At 67.8% G+C, this 13,629-nt stretch carries 13 protein-coding genes; 7 read left to right on the top strand and 6 right to left on the bottom strand.

The features are described from left to right. Positions 1 to 30: 30 nt before the first annotated feature. The 4 genes from ACGFI6_RS38575 to ACGFI6_RS38560 are packed head-to-tail and all read right to left on the bottom strand — an operon-like array spanning position 31 to position 5,007. Positions 31 to 2,004 carry an alpha-galactosidase gene (locus tag ACGFI6_RS38575; protein WP_393127613.1) on the bottom strand — a complete coding sequence of 658 codons (1,974 nt, stop codon included), beginning with the start codon at positions 2,002 to 2,004 and terminating at the stop codon, positions 31 to 33. After that, on the bottom strand, positions 2,001 to 2,816 hold the full coding sequence (locus ACGFI6_RS38570; RefSeq protein WP_393127612.1) for a carbohydrate ABC transporter permease: 816 nt from the start codon (positions 2,814 to 2,816) through the stop codon (positions 2,001 to 2,003). The genes ACGFI6_RS38575 and ACGFI6_RS38570 overlap by 4 nt, the downstream gene beginning before the upstream one ends. Beyond that, on the bottom strand, positions 2,813 to 3,727 hold the full coding sequence (locus ACGFI6_RS38565) for a carbohydrate ABC transporter permease (protein WP_393127611.1): 915 nt from the start codon (positions 3,725 to 3,727) through the stop codon (positions 2,813 to 2,815). The genes ACGFI6_RS38570 and ACGFI6_RS38565 overlap by 4 nt, the downstream gene beginning before the upstream one ends. Continuing rightward, on the bottom strand, positions 3,724 to 5,007 hold the full coding sequence (locus tag ACGFI6_RS38560) for an ABC transporter substrate-binding protein (RefSeq protein WP_393127610.1): 1,284 nt from the start codon (positions 5,005 to 5,007) through the stop codon (positions 3,724 to 3,726). The genes ACGFI6_RS38565 and ACGFI6_RS38560 overlap by 4 nt, the downstream gene beginning before the upstream one ends. A 150-nt stretch (positions 5,008 to 5,157) precedes the next feature. Here ACGFI6_RS38560 and ACGFI6_RS38555 point away from each other — a divergent pair, with 150 nt between their 5' ends. The 4 genes from ACGFI6_RS38555 to ACGFI6_RS38540 are packed head-to-tail and all read left to right on the top strand — an operon-like array spanning position 5,158 to position 8,598. Further along, positions 5,158 to 5,934, top strand: a complete 777-nt coding sequence (locus ACGFI6_RS38555) for an SDR family NAD(P)-dependent oxidoreductase (protein ID WP_393127609.1) — start codon at positions 5,158 to 5,160, stop codon at positions 5,932 to 5,934. Between the two features lie 11 nt (positions 5,935 to 5,945). Beyond that, positions 5,946 to 6,665 (top strand): FadR/GntR family transcriptional regulator, encoded by a 720-nt coding sequence (locus ACGFI6_RS38550; RefSeq protein ID WP_393127608.1) that lies wholly within the window; start codon positions 5,946 to 5,948, stop codon positions 6,663 to 6,665. After that, positions 6,662 to 7,807 carry a galactonate dehydratase gene (dgoD, locus tag ACGFI6_RS38545; RefSeq protein WP_393127607.1) on the top strand — a complete coding sequence of 382 codons (1,146 nt, stop codon included), beginning with the start codon at positions 6,662 to 6,664 and terminating at the stop codon, positions 7,805 to 7,807. Before ACGFI6_RS38550 ends, dgoD begins: the two co-directional genes overlap by 4 nt. Next, positions 7,801 to 8,598 (top strand): hypothetical protein, encoded by a 798-nt coding sequence (locus tag ACGFI6_RS38540; RefSeq protein ID WP_393127606.1) that lies wholly within the window; start codon positions 7,801 to 7,803, stop codon positions 8,596 to 8,598. Before dgoD ends, ACGFI6_RS38540 begins: the two co-directional genes overlap by 7 nt. A gap of 2 nt (positions 8,599 to 8,600) precedes the next feature. Here ACGFI6_RS38540 and ACGFI6_RS38535 read toward each other — a convergent pair whose 3' ends face one another. Then, complete coding sequence (locus tag ACGFI6_RS38535; RefSeq protein WP_393127605.1) at positions 8,601 to 9,800, bottom strand: exo-alpha-sialidase; 1,200 nt, start codon at positions 9,798 to 9,800, stop codon at positions 8,601 to 8,603. A gap of 127 nt (positions 9,801 to 9,927) precedes the next feature. Here ACGFI6_RS38535 and ACGFI6_RS38530 point away from each other — a divergent pair, with 127 nt between their 5' ends. Then, positions 9,928 to 10,548, top strand: coding sequence for a bifunctional 4-hydroxy-2-oxoglutarate aldolase/2-dehydro-3-deoxy-phosphogluconate aldolase (locus ACGFI6_RS38530; RefSeq protein ID WP_393127604.1), 621 nt, complete (start codon positions 9,928 to 9,930; stop codon positions 10,546 to 10,548). 173 nt (positions 10,549 to 10,721) lie between these two features. After that, entirely contained in the window at positions 10,722 to 11,711 is a 990-nt protein-coding gene (locus ACGFI6_RS38525; protein WP_393127603.1) for a sugar kinase, read from the top strand. A gap of 2 nt (positions 11,712 to 11,713) precedes the next feature. Here the strand turns inward: ACGFI6_RS38525 and ACGFI6_RS38520 are convergent, their stop codons facing one another. Next, entirely contained in the window at positions 11,714 to 12,640 is a 927-nt protein-coding gene (locus ACGFI6_RS38520) for a GlxA family transcriptional regulator (RefSeq protein ID WP_393127602.1), read from the bottom strand. A 136-nt stretch (positions 12,641 to 12,776) separates the two neighbouring features. Here ACGFI6_RS38520 and ACGFI6_RS38515 point away from each other — a divergent pair, with 136 nt between their 5' ends. After that, positions 12,777 to 13,610 carry a dienelactone hydrolase family protein gene (locus ACGFI6_RS38515; protein ID WP_393127601.1) on the top strand — a complete coding sequence of 278 codons (834 nt, stop codon included), beginning with the start codon at positions 12,777 to 12,779 and terminating at the stop codon, positions 13,608 to 13,610. The last annotated feature ends 19 nt before the right edge of the window (positions 13,611 to 13,629 follow it).

Below are 13,629 nucleotides of genomic sequence, written 5' to 3'. Positions count from 1 at the left end.
GCCTTCCTTTTCTGCCGTTGAGCGGAACGGTCAGTCGACAAGCTCGACGACCAGGCAGTGCGAGTCGGCGGTCCCGTCGAACGGGATCCCGACCTGCAGCAGGTAGCTGCCCGGGTAGGTCTCGTCACCCACCCGGTAGTTCCTCGCCGGATCCAGCCCGGCCAGCGGCACCCGCCGCGTCCGGCGCGGAAGCGTGCCGCGCACGTTGCCGTCACCGGTCTCCCACAGGAACACCACGGACTGCCGCGCGCCGACGTACTGCACACCGGCGGTCAGCCCGTAGACGTTGCTGTCAGCAATCAGCTCCCGGAACCCCTTGTACTGTGCGATGTTCCGGGCCGCTGTCTTGAGCTGATCGTCGGTCCAGCGCGAGAGATCCGCGCCGATCCCGAGCACCCCGGCCATCGCGACATGGAACCGGAAGTCGAGCGAACGCTCGCGGCCGTCGTGCGTACCCGCAGCATCGGTGACCCACGAACTCATCAGATGCGGCGCGAACCCGGTCCGGAACCCTTCCTGAATCCTGAGCCGATCCAACGGCGCCGTGTTGTCGCTGGGCCACAACGTGTCCACGCGAGCAGCCATCCCCAGATCAACCCGTGCGCCACCACCCGCGCATCCCTCGACAAGAACATCAGGGTGCTGAGCCTGCAAGCGGTCCAGAATCGAGTAGAGATTCGTCACCACCAGGCCGTCCAGGTCCCGGCGCTGATCCCCGGAGTCCAGCCGCGGCCGATTCGCGTCCCACTTCAGATAAGAGATGTCGTACGTCGACAGCAGCCGGTGGAGCGTGTTCCAGATGAAGTCCGCGACATCCTCCCGGCTCAGATCGAGCAGCAACTGGTTCCGGATCAGTACCGGCTCACGATCCGCCGTACGCAGAATCCACTCCGGATGCTCCTGGAAGAGCTGTGACTTCGGGCTGACCGACTCCGGCTCGATCCACAACCCGAAGTCGAGCCCCAGCCCGCGCAGTTGGGTGATGAACCCGTCGAGCCCGTCCGGGAACTTGGCCGGATCGACCTCCCAGTCCCCCAGCCCACCGGTGTCGTCCGACCGCCCGACGAACCACCCGTCGTCCACGACAAACGTCTCGACCCCGATCCCCGCGGCCCGTTCGGCCAGCTCGAGCTGGTGCTCCGCCCGGATGTCGAACTCGGTCGCGAACCAGGAGTTGTACAGGACCTTGGGCGTACGTCGACGTGAAGTGGCCCGTTCGTAGTGGTGGAACGCACGCGCGAGCCCGTCGACACCCTCGGCGCTACAGGCCCCGACGGCCTTCGGCGACTCCCACGTCTCGCCGGGCGCCAGCCGCAACCCGAGACTCGACGACGACCGGCCCGCCTGGATCCGCAGCAGCCCGGTCGTATCAACCTCGGCCGACATCTCCCACGACCCCGACCAGGCCAGCTGTACGCCGTACGCAACGTCCCCGTCCGTCGCAAGGAACGGTGAATACGTATGCCCCGTGATCCCCTGCGCGCTCCCAATCGTGAACCGCCCCCGCGGCAACGTCACCGAGGCCTGCTGGAACTCGGTGTTCCACTCACCCCACAAGTACTTGACGGTGTTCCCAACAGGAACCACGAACCCGGCAGAGTCGTGCCGATGCAGTGTCAGCTCGTCGGCACCGTCGTTCTGCACGGTGACCCACCGCTCGAGAGCATCTCCGACCATCCGGTAGTGCAGGACGAGCCGGATGGTATCGACGAACTCGAGCTGCAGGTGCTCCTCTTCACGAGCGCCCACGAAAGCGGGACGGAACTCGTCCGTACCCTCAGGACCGGAGACGACGAGATCCACCGGCGCCGTGTAGCGGACTCCACGGACCGCGTACTCGAGCGGCTCGACATCCGCGCGCGGGACAAAATGTTCCGTACCGACGACCTCGACCGGCGCCAGACCGTCATGCGGGCCCCAGGCAACCAACTGTGCCCACTGCCCGTGGTCCGGTACGCCGACCACGTACGAGGTCGTCGTACCGCGGAGAGTCCACGTCTTCACTTGACGGCTCCGATCGCCAATCCGCCCACGAAGTGCTTCTGGAACCGGAGGAACACCGCCACCGTCGGCACCGCCGCGATCACCGTGCCGGCCGCGATCACGTTCCACGACGACACGAACAGCCCCTGCAGACCGAGCAGCGCCGGCGTGACCGGCATCTTCTCGCCGGAGCGGATGACCGTGATCGACCACAGCAGATCGTTGAAGATCCACGTGAACGACAGCGCTCCGAGCGCCGCCAGCGCCGGACGGGTCAGCGGCAGGATCACCGCCGAGTAGATCTTCCCCGGACCGGCTCCGTCGATCGTCGCCGCCTCCTGGATCTCGCGCGGCAGGTCCCGCATGAACCCGTGCAGGACGAACGTGTAGAACCCGAGCCCGAAGCCGACATGCACGGCGATCAGCGCGATCAGAGTGTCGTAGTACCCGATCAGCTCCACGAAGCGTGAGATCGGGATCAGCAGGATCTGCGGTGGCAGCAGGTTCCCCATCAACATCAGCAACAACACCGTACGCCGGAACGGGATGTTGTAGCGCGCCAGCCCGTACGCGGCGATCGAGGCCAGCCCCAGGCTCAGGAGCACAGCCGGGATCGTCACCAGCAGGCTGTTGATCAGCGCCCGGAACTCGTCCGCGTCCTCCCATGCCGACTTGTACGTCGAGAACGTGAACGAGTGCGGCAGCGAGCCGAGCCCGTTCGCGGCGACGTCGTCGAACGAGCGGAACGAGATCACGATCACCCAGAGGATCGGCGCCACCCAGAGGAACGAGACGACGCTCATCGCCACGTGGTAGCCGGCACGGCGCATCATGCTTCCTCCCGGAAGGCGCGGATCAGGTAGCCGAGGATGACAGCCAGGGCGAGCAGGAAGATCACGACCGCGAGCGCGGACGCGTAACCGAGCTGCGTGGACTGGAACGCGGTCGAGTACATGTACGTACTGAGCAGCTCCGACGAGTGGTACGGCCCGCCCTTGGTCATCGACCAGACGATGTCGAACGATCGCAGCGAGTCGATCACGATCACCGACAGAACGACCGAGTTCACGCCCTTGAGCTGCGGGATCGTGACGAACCGAGTGCGCTGCCAGGCCGACGCGCCGTCCACCTTGGCGGCCTCGTACAGCGCGGGGTCGACCGCTTTGAGGCCGGCCAGGTAGAGCACCATCACGTACCCGATCTGGCGCCAGAGCGCCGGCACGATCACGGCGTACAAGGCGGTGTCGGGGTCGGCGAGCCAGGGCCGGACGAAGTTGCCGAGGCCAACGGTCCGGAACACCGTGTCGACAAGTCCATCCGGCTGGTAGAACACCCGCCAGATCAGCGCCGTCACGACCAGCGAGAACACCACGGGCGTGAACAGTGCCGCGCGATAGATCCCGACGCCGCGCCGCTCCTTCTGGAGCAGCAACGCCATCCCGAACCCGCCGATCACACTCAGCCCACCGAACAACACCAACCAGATGGCCGTGTTCTTCAGCGCGGTCCGGAAGATCGGATCTGACACCATGTCACCAAAGTTGCCGAACCCAACGAACCGAGGCGCCGACAACCCGTCCCAATCCGTCAACGACAGCCAGAAACCCTGCAGAGCCGGCCAGAACACCCAGACGGCCTCGATCGCGAACGGGACGAGGACGAACGCGAGGATGAGTGGCGAGACCCGCCGCGGACGCCGCTCCGTCCGTGCCCGAACGTCGGCCCGAAGTGCTGTAGCGGTCACGCTTTGAAGACCTTCTGGGCTGCTGCTTGCCAGTCGGCCAGGATCTTGTCGATCTGGTCCGGCTTGTCGAGGAACTTGGTGAGGGCGGCGTCGGCAGTGGGCTGGAGTGCGTCGCTCGAGTCGCGGTTGAAGAACTGCGTGATCTCGGCAGCGCCCTCGATCATCGCCTTGCCCTTCTGCACCAGTGCGGTGTCCGCCGACTTCCCGTCCGGGTTCGCCGGGATCGCCGTACCGGAAGAGTTCTGGACGTAGATCTCCTGCGCCTCCGCGGTCGCCAGCCAGGTCATGAACTTCTTCACGCCGTCCGGATCCGCGACCTTCTTCGACGCGAAGTACCCGTCCGTCGGCGCCTCCTCGGCGACCGGGACCGCCGGATCGATGATCGGGAACTGGAAGAAGTCGATGTCGTCGAGTGCGTCCTTCGGTGCCGAGTCCGCGAAGAACGTCCCGATCAGGAACATCCCGGTCTTGCCCGCGAGCAGCGCCGACGTCGCCTCCTGGAACGGGAACGACTTGCCCTTCGGGTCGAAGTACGGCAGCACCTCGCGCCACTTGGTGAACACCGCCTTCACCTTCGGATCGGTGAAGTTCCCCTGGCCGGCGAGCAGCTGCCGGTGGAACGGGGCGCCGTTGATCCGGATGTTCAGGTAGTCGAACCACGCGGACGCGACCCACGGCGTGTCACCGAGCCCGATGCCGATCGGCGGGATGCCCTTGGACTGGATCGTCTTGCAGAGGTCGACGAACTCGGCCCAGGTCTTCGGCGGCGTGACGCCCCACTTGGCGAAGTTCGACTTGCGGTAGAACATGCCCCACCAGTAGTAGCTGGTCGGCACGAAGATCTTCTGCCCGGCGGTGCTCGTGGACAGCGTCTGCATCGCCTTGGAGTAGTTGCCCATCGACTCCCAGACGCTCGACACGTCGAGCAGCAGGTCCTTCTTCGCGTACGAGTCCGCGACCGAGCCTGCGTACCAGGTGTAGACGTCCGGCGGGTTCGCCGAGGTCAGGTACGTCGGCAGCTGGGTCCGGAAGATCTCCGCGGCGACCGTGTTCAGCTTGACCTGGGACCCGCCGGTCTTGTTGTACGCGGCAACGAGTTTCTCCATCGCGGCCTTGGCCTGCTCACTGGAGAGGTTCGACTGCAGCGCCACCTGGCCGGTGGGCGCGCTCCCGCTGCCCGGACTCTTCGAGGACGTCGCGCAGCCGGGGACCAGCGTCGCCGCCCCGAGCAGTCCGAGTCCCTTGAGGAACGTCCGTCGATCTGCTGCCAGACCCGTCATGCACAACTCCTGAGATCTGCCCGTCCGGCGATGCCAGCCGGGTGAGTGGTGTGTTGCGGACGATCTTGCGGCGGCCGGTCGCAGGTGTCAATATTAATTCGTAAATTACGAGCAAATCGCTTGACCCGGCGGCGTCGTCACGGTCAACTGATGCCAGACGCCCGGCCGGCTGTGCTTGGGTGGAGTGACTTCGAGGAGGCGCGGGTGCGGCTGGCTGGGCGGGTGATCGTGGTGACCGGGGCCGCGTCGGGGATCGGCGCCGCGTGCGCCGAACGGGCGCTGACCGAGGGCGCGCAGGTCGTGCAGGTGGACATCCAGCCCTGCAAGGAGCTGCCGGGCCGGGCGATCAGCGTGGTCGGTGACGTCGCGTCGCCGGACACCTGGGCGGAGGTACGGTCGCGCGGTCGCGACGAGCTCGGTCCGATCGACGGCCTGGTCAGCAACGCGGTCGTCGTCGACGTGAAGCCGGCCCACGAGCTCTCACCGCCGTCGTGGCAACGTCAGCTCGACGTCAACCTGACCGCGGCGTTCCTCGGTTTCCAGGCCTTGTACGACGACCTCGTGGCCGGTGCCGGCTCCGTCGTCCTGGTGTCGTCGGTGCACGCCATCGCGGGCCTTCCCGGACATCCCGCGTACGCCGCGACGAAGGGCGCACTGGTGTCGCTCGGACGGCAACTCGCGGTCGAGTACGGCCGATCGATCCGCGTGAACAGCGTCCTTCCCGGACCGGTCGTCACCGCGATGTGGGACCGCGTCGACGCCGAGGACCGCGAGAAGAGCGCCCAGGCGACAGCACTGAAGCGACTCGGGCAGCCGGACGAGGTGGCGCAGGCAGTGGCATTCCTCCTGTCTTCGGAAGCCTCGTTCGTGACCGCCACCAGTCTCGTGGTCGACGGCGGATGGTCCGCGGTCAAGGACTCGGCGTGAGGGAGAGCGGTGTGACGGGGATTCAGCGCGGAGTGTCGCGGGGCCTGCACGGGCAGATCGTCGAGGTGATGGCGCAGCGCATTCTCTCCGGGGCGATCCCGGAGGGCGCGACCATCAACATGACCGATCTGCAGTCGGACCTCGGCGTCAGTCTGACCGCGGTTCGAGAGGCCCTGAAGGTACTGACCGCGAAGGGGCTCGTCGACGCGCGGCAGAAGCGCGGTACGTTCGTCCGCCCGCGCTCGGACTGGAACCTGCTCGACGCGGACATGATCCGCTGGCACTTCGCCGGCGCCGATGCCCGTCCGGAGCTCCTCGAGGAGTTGCACGAGGTACGTGGGATCGTCGAGCCGGCCGCCGCCCGACTGGCTGCGCTCCGGGGCGCGGAGTCGCATCTGACCGCCCTGGACGAGGCGCTGGCCGGCATGGAGTCGGCGGGTGACGACCTCGCCGCCGTGGCCGCCGACATCGCGTTCCACCGGGCGTTGCTCGCGGCAACCGGCAACGAACTGCTGACCAAGATGGAAGTGATCATGGAGACCGGGCTCGCCGACCGCGACCGGCTGGTGCACAAGGTGAAGCCGTCCGACGACCCGGTGCCGAGCCACCGGCGGGTCGTGGACGCGGTTCGCGCGCGCGACCCGGAGGGCGCCGAGCTCGCCATGCGCGAGCTGCTCGCGAAGGCGGCCGAGGACCTCACTGAGGTCCGCGGTTCCAAGGGGCGCCGGTGAAGATCGAGCGGATCGAGACGTTCCTGGTCCCGCCACGCTGGCTGTTCTGCCGGATCGAGACCAGCGACGGTGTCGTCGGGTGGGGCGAGCCGGTCGTCGAGGGTCGCGCCGAGGTCGTGCGCGCTGCGATCGACGTACTGGCGGAGTACCTGATCGGCCAGGACCCGCTGCAGATCGAGCGGCACTGGCAAGTACTGACCAAGGGCGGGTTCTATCGCGGCGGTCCGGTGCTGAGCAGCGCGGTCGCGGGGCTCGACCATGCGCTGTGGGACATCGCCGGCAAGGTGTACGGCGCCCCGGTCTCGGCGCTTCTCGGCGGTCGGGTGCGCGATCGGGTCCGCGTGTACGCGTGGGTCGGCGGTGACGAGCCGTCCTCGATCGGTGACGCGGTCGCGGAGCAGGTCGCGGCCGGGATGACGGCCGTGAAGATGAACGCCAGCGGGCAGATCCAGGCATCGCCGTCCGTTGCCGAGGTCAACGACATCGTCGGCCGTCTCGCGGCCGCGCGCTCGGTGCTCGGAGACAGCCGCGACGTCGCGATCGACCTGCACGGGCGGATCGGCGTGGCAGGCGCGCGACGGATCCTGCACGCGGTCGAGGACCTGCACCCGATGTTCGTCGAGGAGCCGGTCCTGCCCGAGCAGATGACGCATCTGGCCGACGTGGTCGCGACCTCGACGGTTCCGGTGGCGCTCGGCGAACGGCTGTACCACCGGTCCGACTTCATGGCGCCCTTGAACGCAGGCGTAGCGGTCGTGCAGCCGGACGTCTCGCATGCGGGCGGCATCTCCGAGCTGCGGCGGATCGCGGTACTGGCGGATGCACACGGCGCGATGCTCGCACCGCACTGTCCGCTCGGGCCGATCTCGCTGGCGGCTTCGCTGCAGGTGTCGTTCTCGACGCCGAACTTCCTGATCCAGGAGCAGAGCCGCGGCATCCATTACAACGTCGCGAGCGACCTCACGTCGTACGTCGTCGATCCCACGCCGTTCACCTGGGTCGACGGCCACGCGGAGTGGAATCCGCTGCCCGGCCTGGGAATCACCGTCGACGAGGAGGCGGTTCGCGCCGCCGACAAGACCGGCCACGGCTGGCGCAACCCGCTCTGGACCCACCCAGACGGCTCCTTCGCCGAATGGTGACCAAACCCCCGGTGGTGACCGTCGACGCGGTCGACGGCGGTCGTTGGACCTCCCTACAGTTGGCCGGACGGGAGTGGCTCTGGGACGGTCCTGGCCTGATCACCGGCCCGCGCACCGGTCTCGCCGCCTTCGTCGACGCCGGTGGTCTCGACGAATGCTTCCCCACCGTCCGCGGCACCCCGGATCACGGCGCCCTGTGGAACCAACCATGGAACGGCTCGGTCGAGTACGACGGCACAGTACTGACCCGCGCCTTCACCCCCGGAACCGACACGCTCACCGTCGACTATCACCTCGAGGCACCGCCGGGCTATCGGTTCGTGTGGGCCGCCCACGCCTTGCTCGACTGTGCCGCGGGCGCGGTCATCTCCGCTCCTCCCGAGACCGAATGCAGGCTGTATCCCGAGGCTGCCGCGCAGCTCCCGTCGGCCTGGCCGAACGCCGCACCATGGATCACGGCAGCCTGGCCAACCCCCTTGAACCTCTCCGTCTACGGCGACTCGGACGGGACCGCCGCCGGTGCGATCTTGGTGGACTGCCCAACGGTCTCGATCCATGACCGCGGCGCCGAGCTCACCATGACGCTGAGTTGCCCCGGACAACCAGTCTCCACCGCGCTCTGGCGCAACCAGGGCGGTTTCCCGGTCGATGCGCCGTACCGGAGTCTTGGCGTGGAGCCGATGCTCGGCCGGGTGTTCGACCTCGCCGAGGCCGGTCCGGACGACGCCGCCGTGGTGCCGTCGTCCGGCGAACTGGCCTGGCGGCTAACCCTGTCCGCCAGGCCGGCCTGATGTCACCCGAGCGGCACGTCGTCGTGCCGACGCCACGTGTCTGGCCGGCCGATGTCGTTCTCGGTGAAGCGGGAGAACCGGATCTGGTCGCGGGCGTCGACCGTGCCGCCCTCGTACAGCAGACCGATCTCACCGGTACGCAGGATGGCCATGTCGGAGTATCCGGACCAGTCACTCGTGATTCGGGTGCCGTCCGCGACGGACTGCCAGGTCTTGCCCTCGTCGAAGCTGGATCGGATCGTCAGGTACCTCCGCCGCTGCTGATCCGCCGGCGCCGCGAACAGGATGCGGTTGTACTTGTCGCCCTGATCGACGGCGCGCAAACGTTGGAGCGATCCTTGGACGGTGGGCGTCGTCAGGCCGGTGATCGTGGCGAACGGCGCGGCAAACGTTTGACCACCGTCGTTGCTGACTGCGCCCATCCGGCTCGCTCCGGCCGTACCGGCGTTGTTGCGGGCGCCGGCGTACACCCCACCGTCGATCTTCTCGACGACACTGATCTCCTGCGGCGTCGCGTCCGACCTCAGGTCGGTAGCGCCCTTGTGCCAGGTCACGCCGTGGTCGTCGCTGTACACGAGCTGGCCGGCGTTCTTCCCGGCACCGTTGTCGTAGTTCGTACCAGCGACCAGACGGCCGGCGTGCGCGCCGCGGGTGAGCTGGATGCCGTGCACGGGACCGGTCGCGTACCAGCCCCAGGCCGGGTCGTCGATCTGGTCGCCGATGTTCTTCGCCTTGCTCCAGGTCTTGCCGTCGTCGTCACTGACCTGGACGTACGGCGTGCGCGGGCGGCTCGTCGTACCGGGATCCATCGTGGACAGCAGCACGATCCGGCCGGTCTCGTAGTCGACGATCGGCGCCGGGTTGCCGCGGGTCGCGACCGCGTTCGGGTCGGAGTCGGTGCCGGACAGCACCGTCCGGGTCGCCGACCAGGTGCGGCCGTTGTCGTCGGAGCGGCGCAGCACCAGGTCGATCTCCTGGGAGTCCGCGCACCACGCGCGGCGGGCCTCGGCGAACGCGAGCAGCGCTCCGGATTTGGTCCGCACGATGGCCGGGATCCGGTAGCAGCCGTACCCGGCGTCCCCCTTGTTGAACAGCACGGTCTGGCTGACGACGGCCTGCGCTGGTGTCGGAAGGGTCAGGCTCGCGGCGGTCAGAGCCAGCGCTGTGAGCACGACCGTGAGCAGGACTTTGAGCTTGGGCATGGGCGAATGCCTCCTGAAAGTAAACAACGGGACGGTTGTTCACTGAGTAATTCAGCCACAGATCGGCCGTCCAGAACAGAGCTCATAGGACGTCCTATGCCTGACGTGATCACTTAGGTTGGAGACCATGGACCTGCTTGCCGAACTCCGCACCCGGAAACTGCTGGCGATCATTCGCGCCGATCGCGCGGACACCGCGCTCGCCTGCGTCGAGACTCTGGTCGAGGCGGGCGTCACCGCGCTCGAGATCTCGCTCACCACCCCCGACGGCGTGCAGGCGATCGCGAAGGCGCGCTCGCTGTACGACCCGCACATCCTGATCGGCGCCGGCACCGTCGTCACCGCCGACCAGGCCGACGAGGTCGCGGCCGCGGATGCCGACTTCACGGTCACGCCGGCGATCACGCGCGGCGCGCACCGGTCGGTCGAGCTCGGTGTTCCGCTGTTGTGCGGCGCGCTCACCCCGACCGAGGTCGTCGCGGCCCTCGATCTCGGCGCGACCGCGGTGAAGATCTTCCCCGCCAAACTGCACGGACCCGGCTACCTGTCCGAGCTGCGCGCCCCGCTCCCCGACGCACCGCTGATCGCGGTCGGCGGCGTCGATGCGCAGTCCGCTCCGAAGTACCTGGCCGCTGGTGCGCTGGCCGTCGGCGTCGGTTCCCCCCTCCTCGGCGACGCCGCCACCGGCGGATCCTTGGCCGAACTAGCGATCCGAGCCAGCACCTTCCGCACCGAACTAAACATCTGACCCGCCGCGCCTCCCCCCATTTGCCTGGCAGACCAGGCAAATTGCCTGGCCTGCCAGGCAAATGGGGGGTTCTCTACCCGTTATGACGGTCCGGAACCCCGTACTTGATGGGTGGGCCAGGCAAATGAGGACGGGGGGACGAGGTTCTCGACGTACTGAATGGGAGTAGTGAGATGACAGATCTGCTGACGCTCGGCGAGACGATGGTGTCTGTACGGACCGCCCGGCCGATGCGGTTGGGCGGCGACGCGCACCTGTCGATCGCGGGCTCCGAGAGCAACGTGGCGATCGGCGCCGCGCGACTCGGGCACGACGTCACCTGGTTGAGCGCGGTCGGCAACGACGAACCCGGACGGCTGATCCAGCGGACGCTCCGCGCCGAGAACGTACAGACGCGGATGCGGTTCTCGGACGGTGCATTCACCGGCTTCATCGCGTTCGACCAGCCGTCGCACGACATCACTCGCGTCAGCTATCACCGCCGTGGGTCGGCCGCGTCCACACTGACGCCCGATGAGACGAGCGCCGCGGTCACCGCGCTGGAGCCGTCACTCCTGCACGTCACGGGCATCACGCCGGCGCTCTCCGATACGGCACGAGCGGCGACGCTGGCCGCCGTACGCACAGCTGGATCGAACTGCCAGGTGTCGCTCGATGTGAACTACCGCGGCCGCCTGTGGTCCCGCGCTTCCGCAGCCATCGCCTTGCGCGAACTGCTTCCCCACATCCACACCGTGTTCGCCTCCGACGACGAACTCGACCTCCTCACCGACGCCGCCGACCCGATCGCCGCCCTCCTGAAAACCGTCAACACCGTCGTCGTCACCGCCGGCAGCAAAGGCGCCTGGACCCACACCACCGCACCAACCCCACACACCCCCGCCCCTCGTGCACACGAGCCCGCGGCCCAAGACCCCGCCGAGGTGCAGACCGTTCACCGGCCGGCGTTGCCGGTGACGGTTGTGGACAGCATCGGGGCCGGTGACGCGTTCGTCTCCGGCTACCTGTCTGCGACCCTCGACGGCCTCTCCCCCGAGGCCCGCCTCGACCGCGCCACCACCTCCGGCGCGTTCTGCGTCACGGCGTACGGCGACTGGGAATCCCTCCCGACCCGCGACGACCTGACCCTCCTGACCCACACCCAAGGCACCGCGCTCCGCTGACGTCACGCACCGCTCGCCGCTGGACGCCGGAACTGCGAGCGGTACTCCCCCGGCGCCTTCCCGGTATGCCGCCGGAACAGGCGGCTGAACGACGCCGGATCCCGATACCCCACCTCACCAGCAATCCGGGCCACAGTCCGCCCGGTCGTCTCGAGCAACCGTTCAGCGCGCCGCACCCGAGCCGCCTGCAAATACTCGAGCGGCGTAGCGCCGGTTGCATCACCAAACCGCCGGAGCAGAGTCCTCGAACTCACATGAAGCTCAGTCGCCAGTTGCTCGAGGTCGTACGCGGCATCGAGATGCTGATCCAGCCAGCGCTTCACGTCGTCCGCGAACGTCGATCCACCGGCCGGAAGCACCGACTGGTCGACGTACGGTGCCTGCGACGTCCGAGCGTCGTCAACCAACGCGATCCGCGCGGTGGCCCGTGCGACGGACTCACCGCTGTGCCGACGGATCAGGGTGAGCGCGAAGTCGTACATCGCACTGAACGCGGCAGCCGTGGTCACACCCCGATCGGTGACAACCAGTTGATCGGCACGCACGTCGACCGCCGGGTACCGGCGCGCCAACAGGTCGGCGAACAACCAGGAGGTCGTGGCAGTACGCCCGTCCAACACACCCGCCTCGGCCAGCAGAAATGCGCCGATGCAGATCGAAACGACCGCCCCACCCCCGGCCGCGTGCGCACGGATCGCCGCGAGCTCCGGACCGAGTCGGGACAGTACGGCGTCGACATCAACCGCCGGACCGATCTCGAACCCGGGCACGACCAGCACGTCCGCCGGCCGCAACGGCCCGACACCGATTTTGACGTCTCCGGAGGCAAGCACCCGACGGCGCGGCGACACGATCCGTACGTCGTACGTCGGCTCAACCGTTCCCCGTACCTCGGCCACTCGTGTCGCCATCGTCAGCAGATCGGGCACCCCGTGCACCTCCGAAGCAAAACACCCCGGATAGCCGAGAACCGAAACCCGCAGCGGAACCATCTGGCGAGATTAACCATTCCCTTGGCGATACCGCCAGTAGTCGACCAAGCCACTCACCAGACATCCTCGGACAATGAGCCCAGCCCGCGACGACTCCCTCACCGACTTTCAGCACCGCGTTGTCGAGGTGGAGGGGGTTGCGAAGACGGTGCATGTCAGCGGCTCCGGACCGGCCGTCGTGGTCATGCCGGAGATGCCGGGGATCAGCCCGGACGTGGCCCGGCTCGCGCGCTGGGTGCGCGACGCCGGCTTCACCGTGTTCGTACCGTCGTTGTTTGGGGTGGACGGTGCCTATCCGACGGCCGAGGAAGGCCAGAAGATCGTCCGCCGAGCGTGTGTGAGCGCCGAGTTCAGCGCATTCGCCGGCGGTGGGACCAGTCCGATCAGCAGCTGGCTGCGCGGCCTGGCTCGCATCGCACTCGCCGAGGCAGGCGGACCAGGCGTCGGCGCGATCGGCTTGTGCTTCACCGGCAACTTCGCGCTCACGATGGCGCTGGAGCCGGCGGTGATCGCGCCCGTCGTCAACCACCCGTCACTTCCCCTGGACGCCCCAGGCGAACTCGAACTCTCCCCCGCCGATGCCGACGCGCTTGCCGAACGGTTCCGCCGCGACGACCTGCAGGTACTCGCGTACCGATTCCAAGGCGACCGCTGGTGCACCGCCCAACGCTTCGCCGCCTACCAACGCCTCCTCGGCGACGCCTTCCTCGGACACGTACTCCCCGCCGACGCCGCGAACCCCGACCCACCACCGTTCTTCCGCGACGTCGTGCAGACCGCGCACAGCGTGGTCACAGCCCATTTCGTCAACGAGGCAGGCCACCCCACGGTCCAGGCCCGCGACGAGATCCTCTCCTTCCTCACCGCGAGGCTGCTTGTCACACCTGACGGCACCGGTACGTCTTAGTCCCGACGTACTGGCCTGA

Origin of the sequence: Kribbella sp. NPDC048928, from assembly GCF_043197975.1 — a bacterium.
In the GTDB taxonomy this organism is placed as follows: Bacteria; Actinomycetota; Actinomycetes; order Propionibacteriales; family Kribbellaceae; genus Kribbella.
The sequence above is the reverse complement of the archived record's forward strand: the minus strand, read 5'-3'. Positions and strand labels throughout refer to the sequence as shown.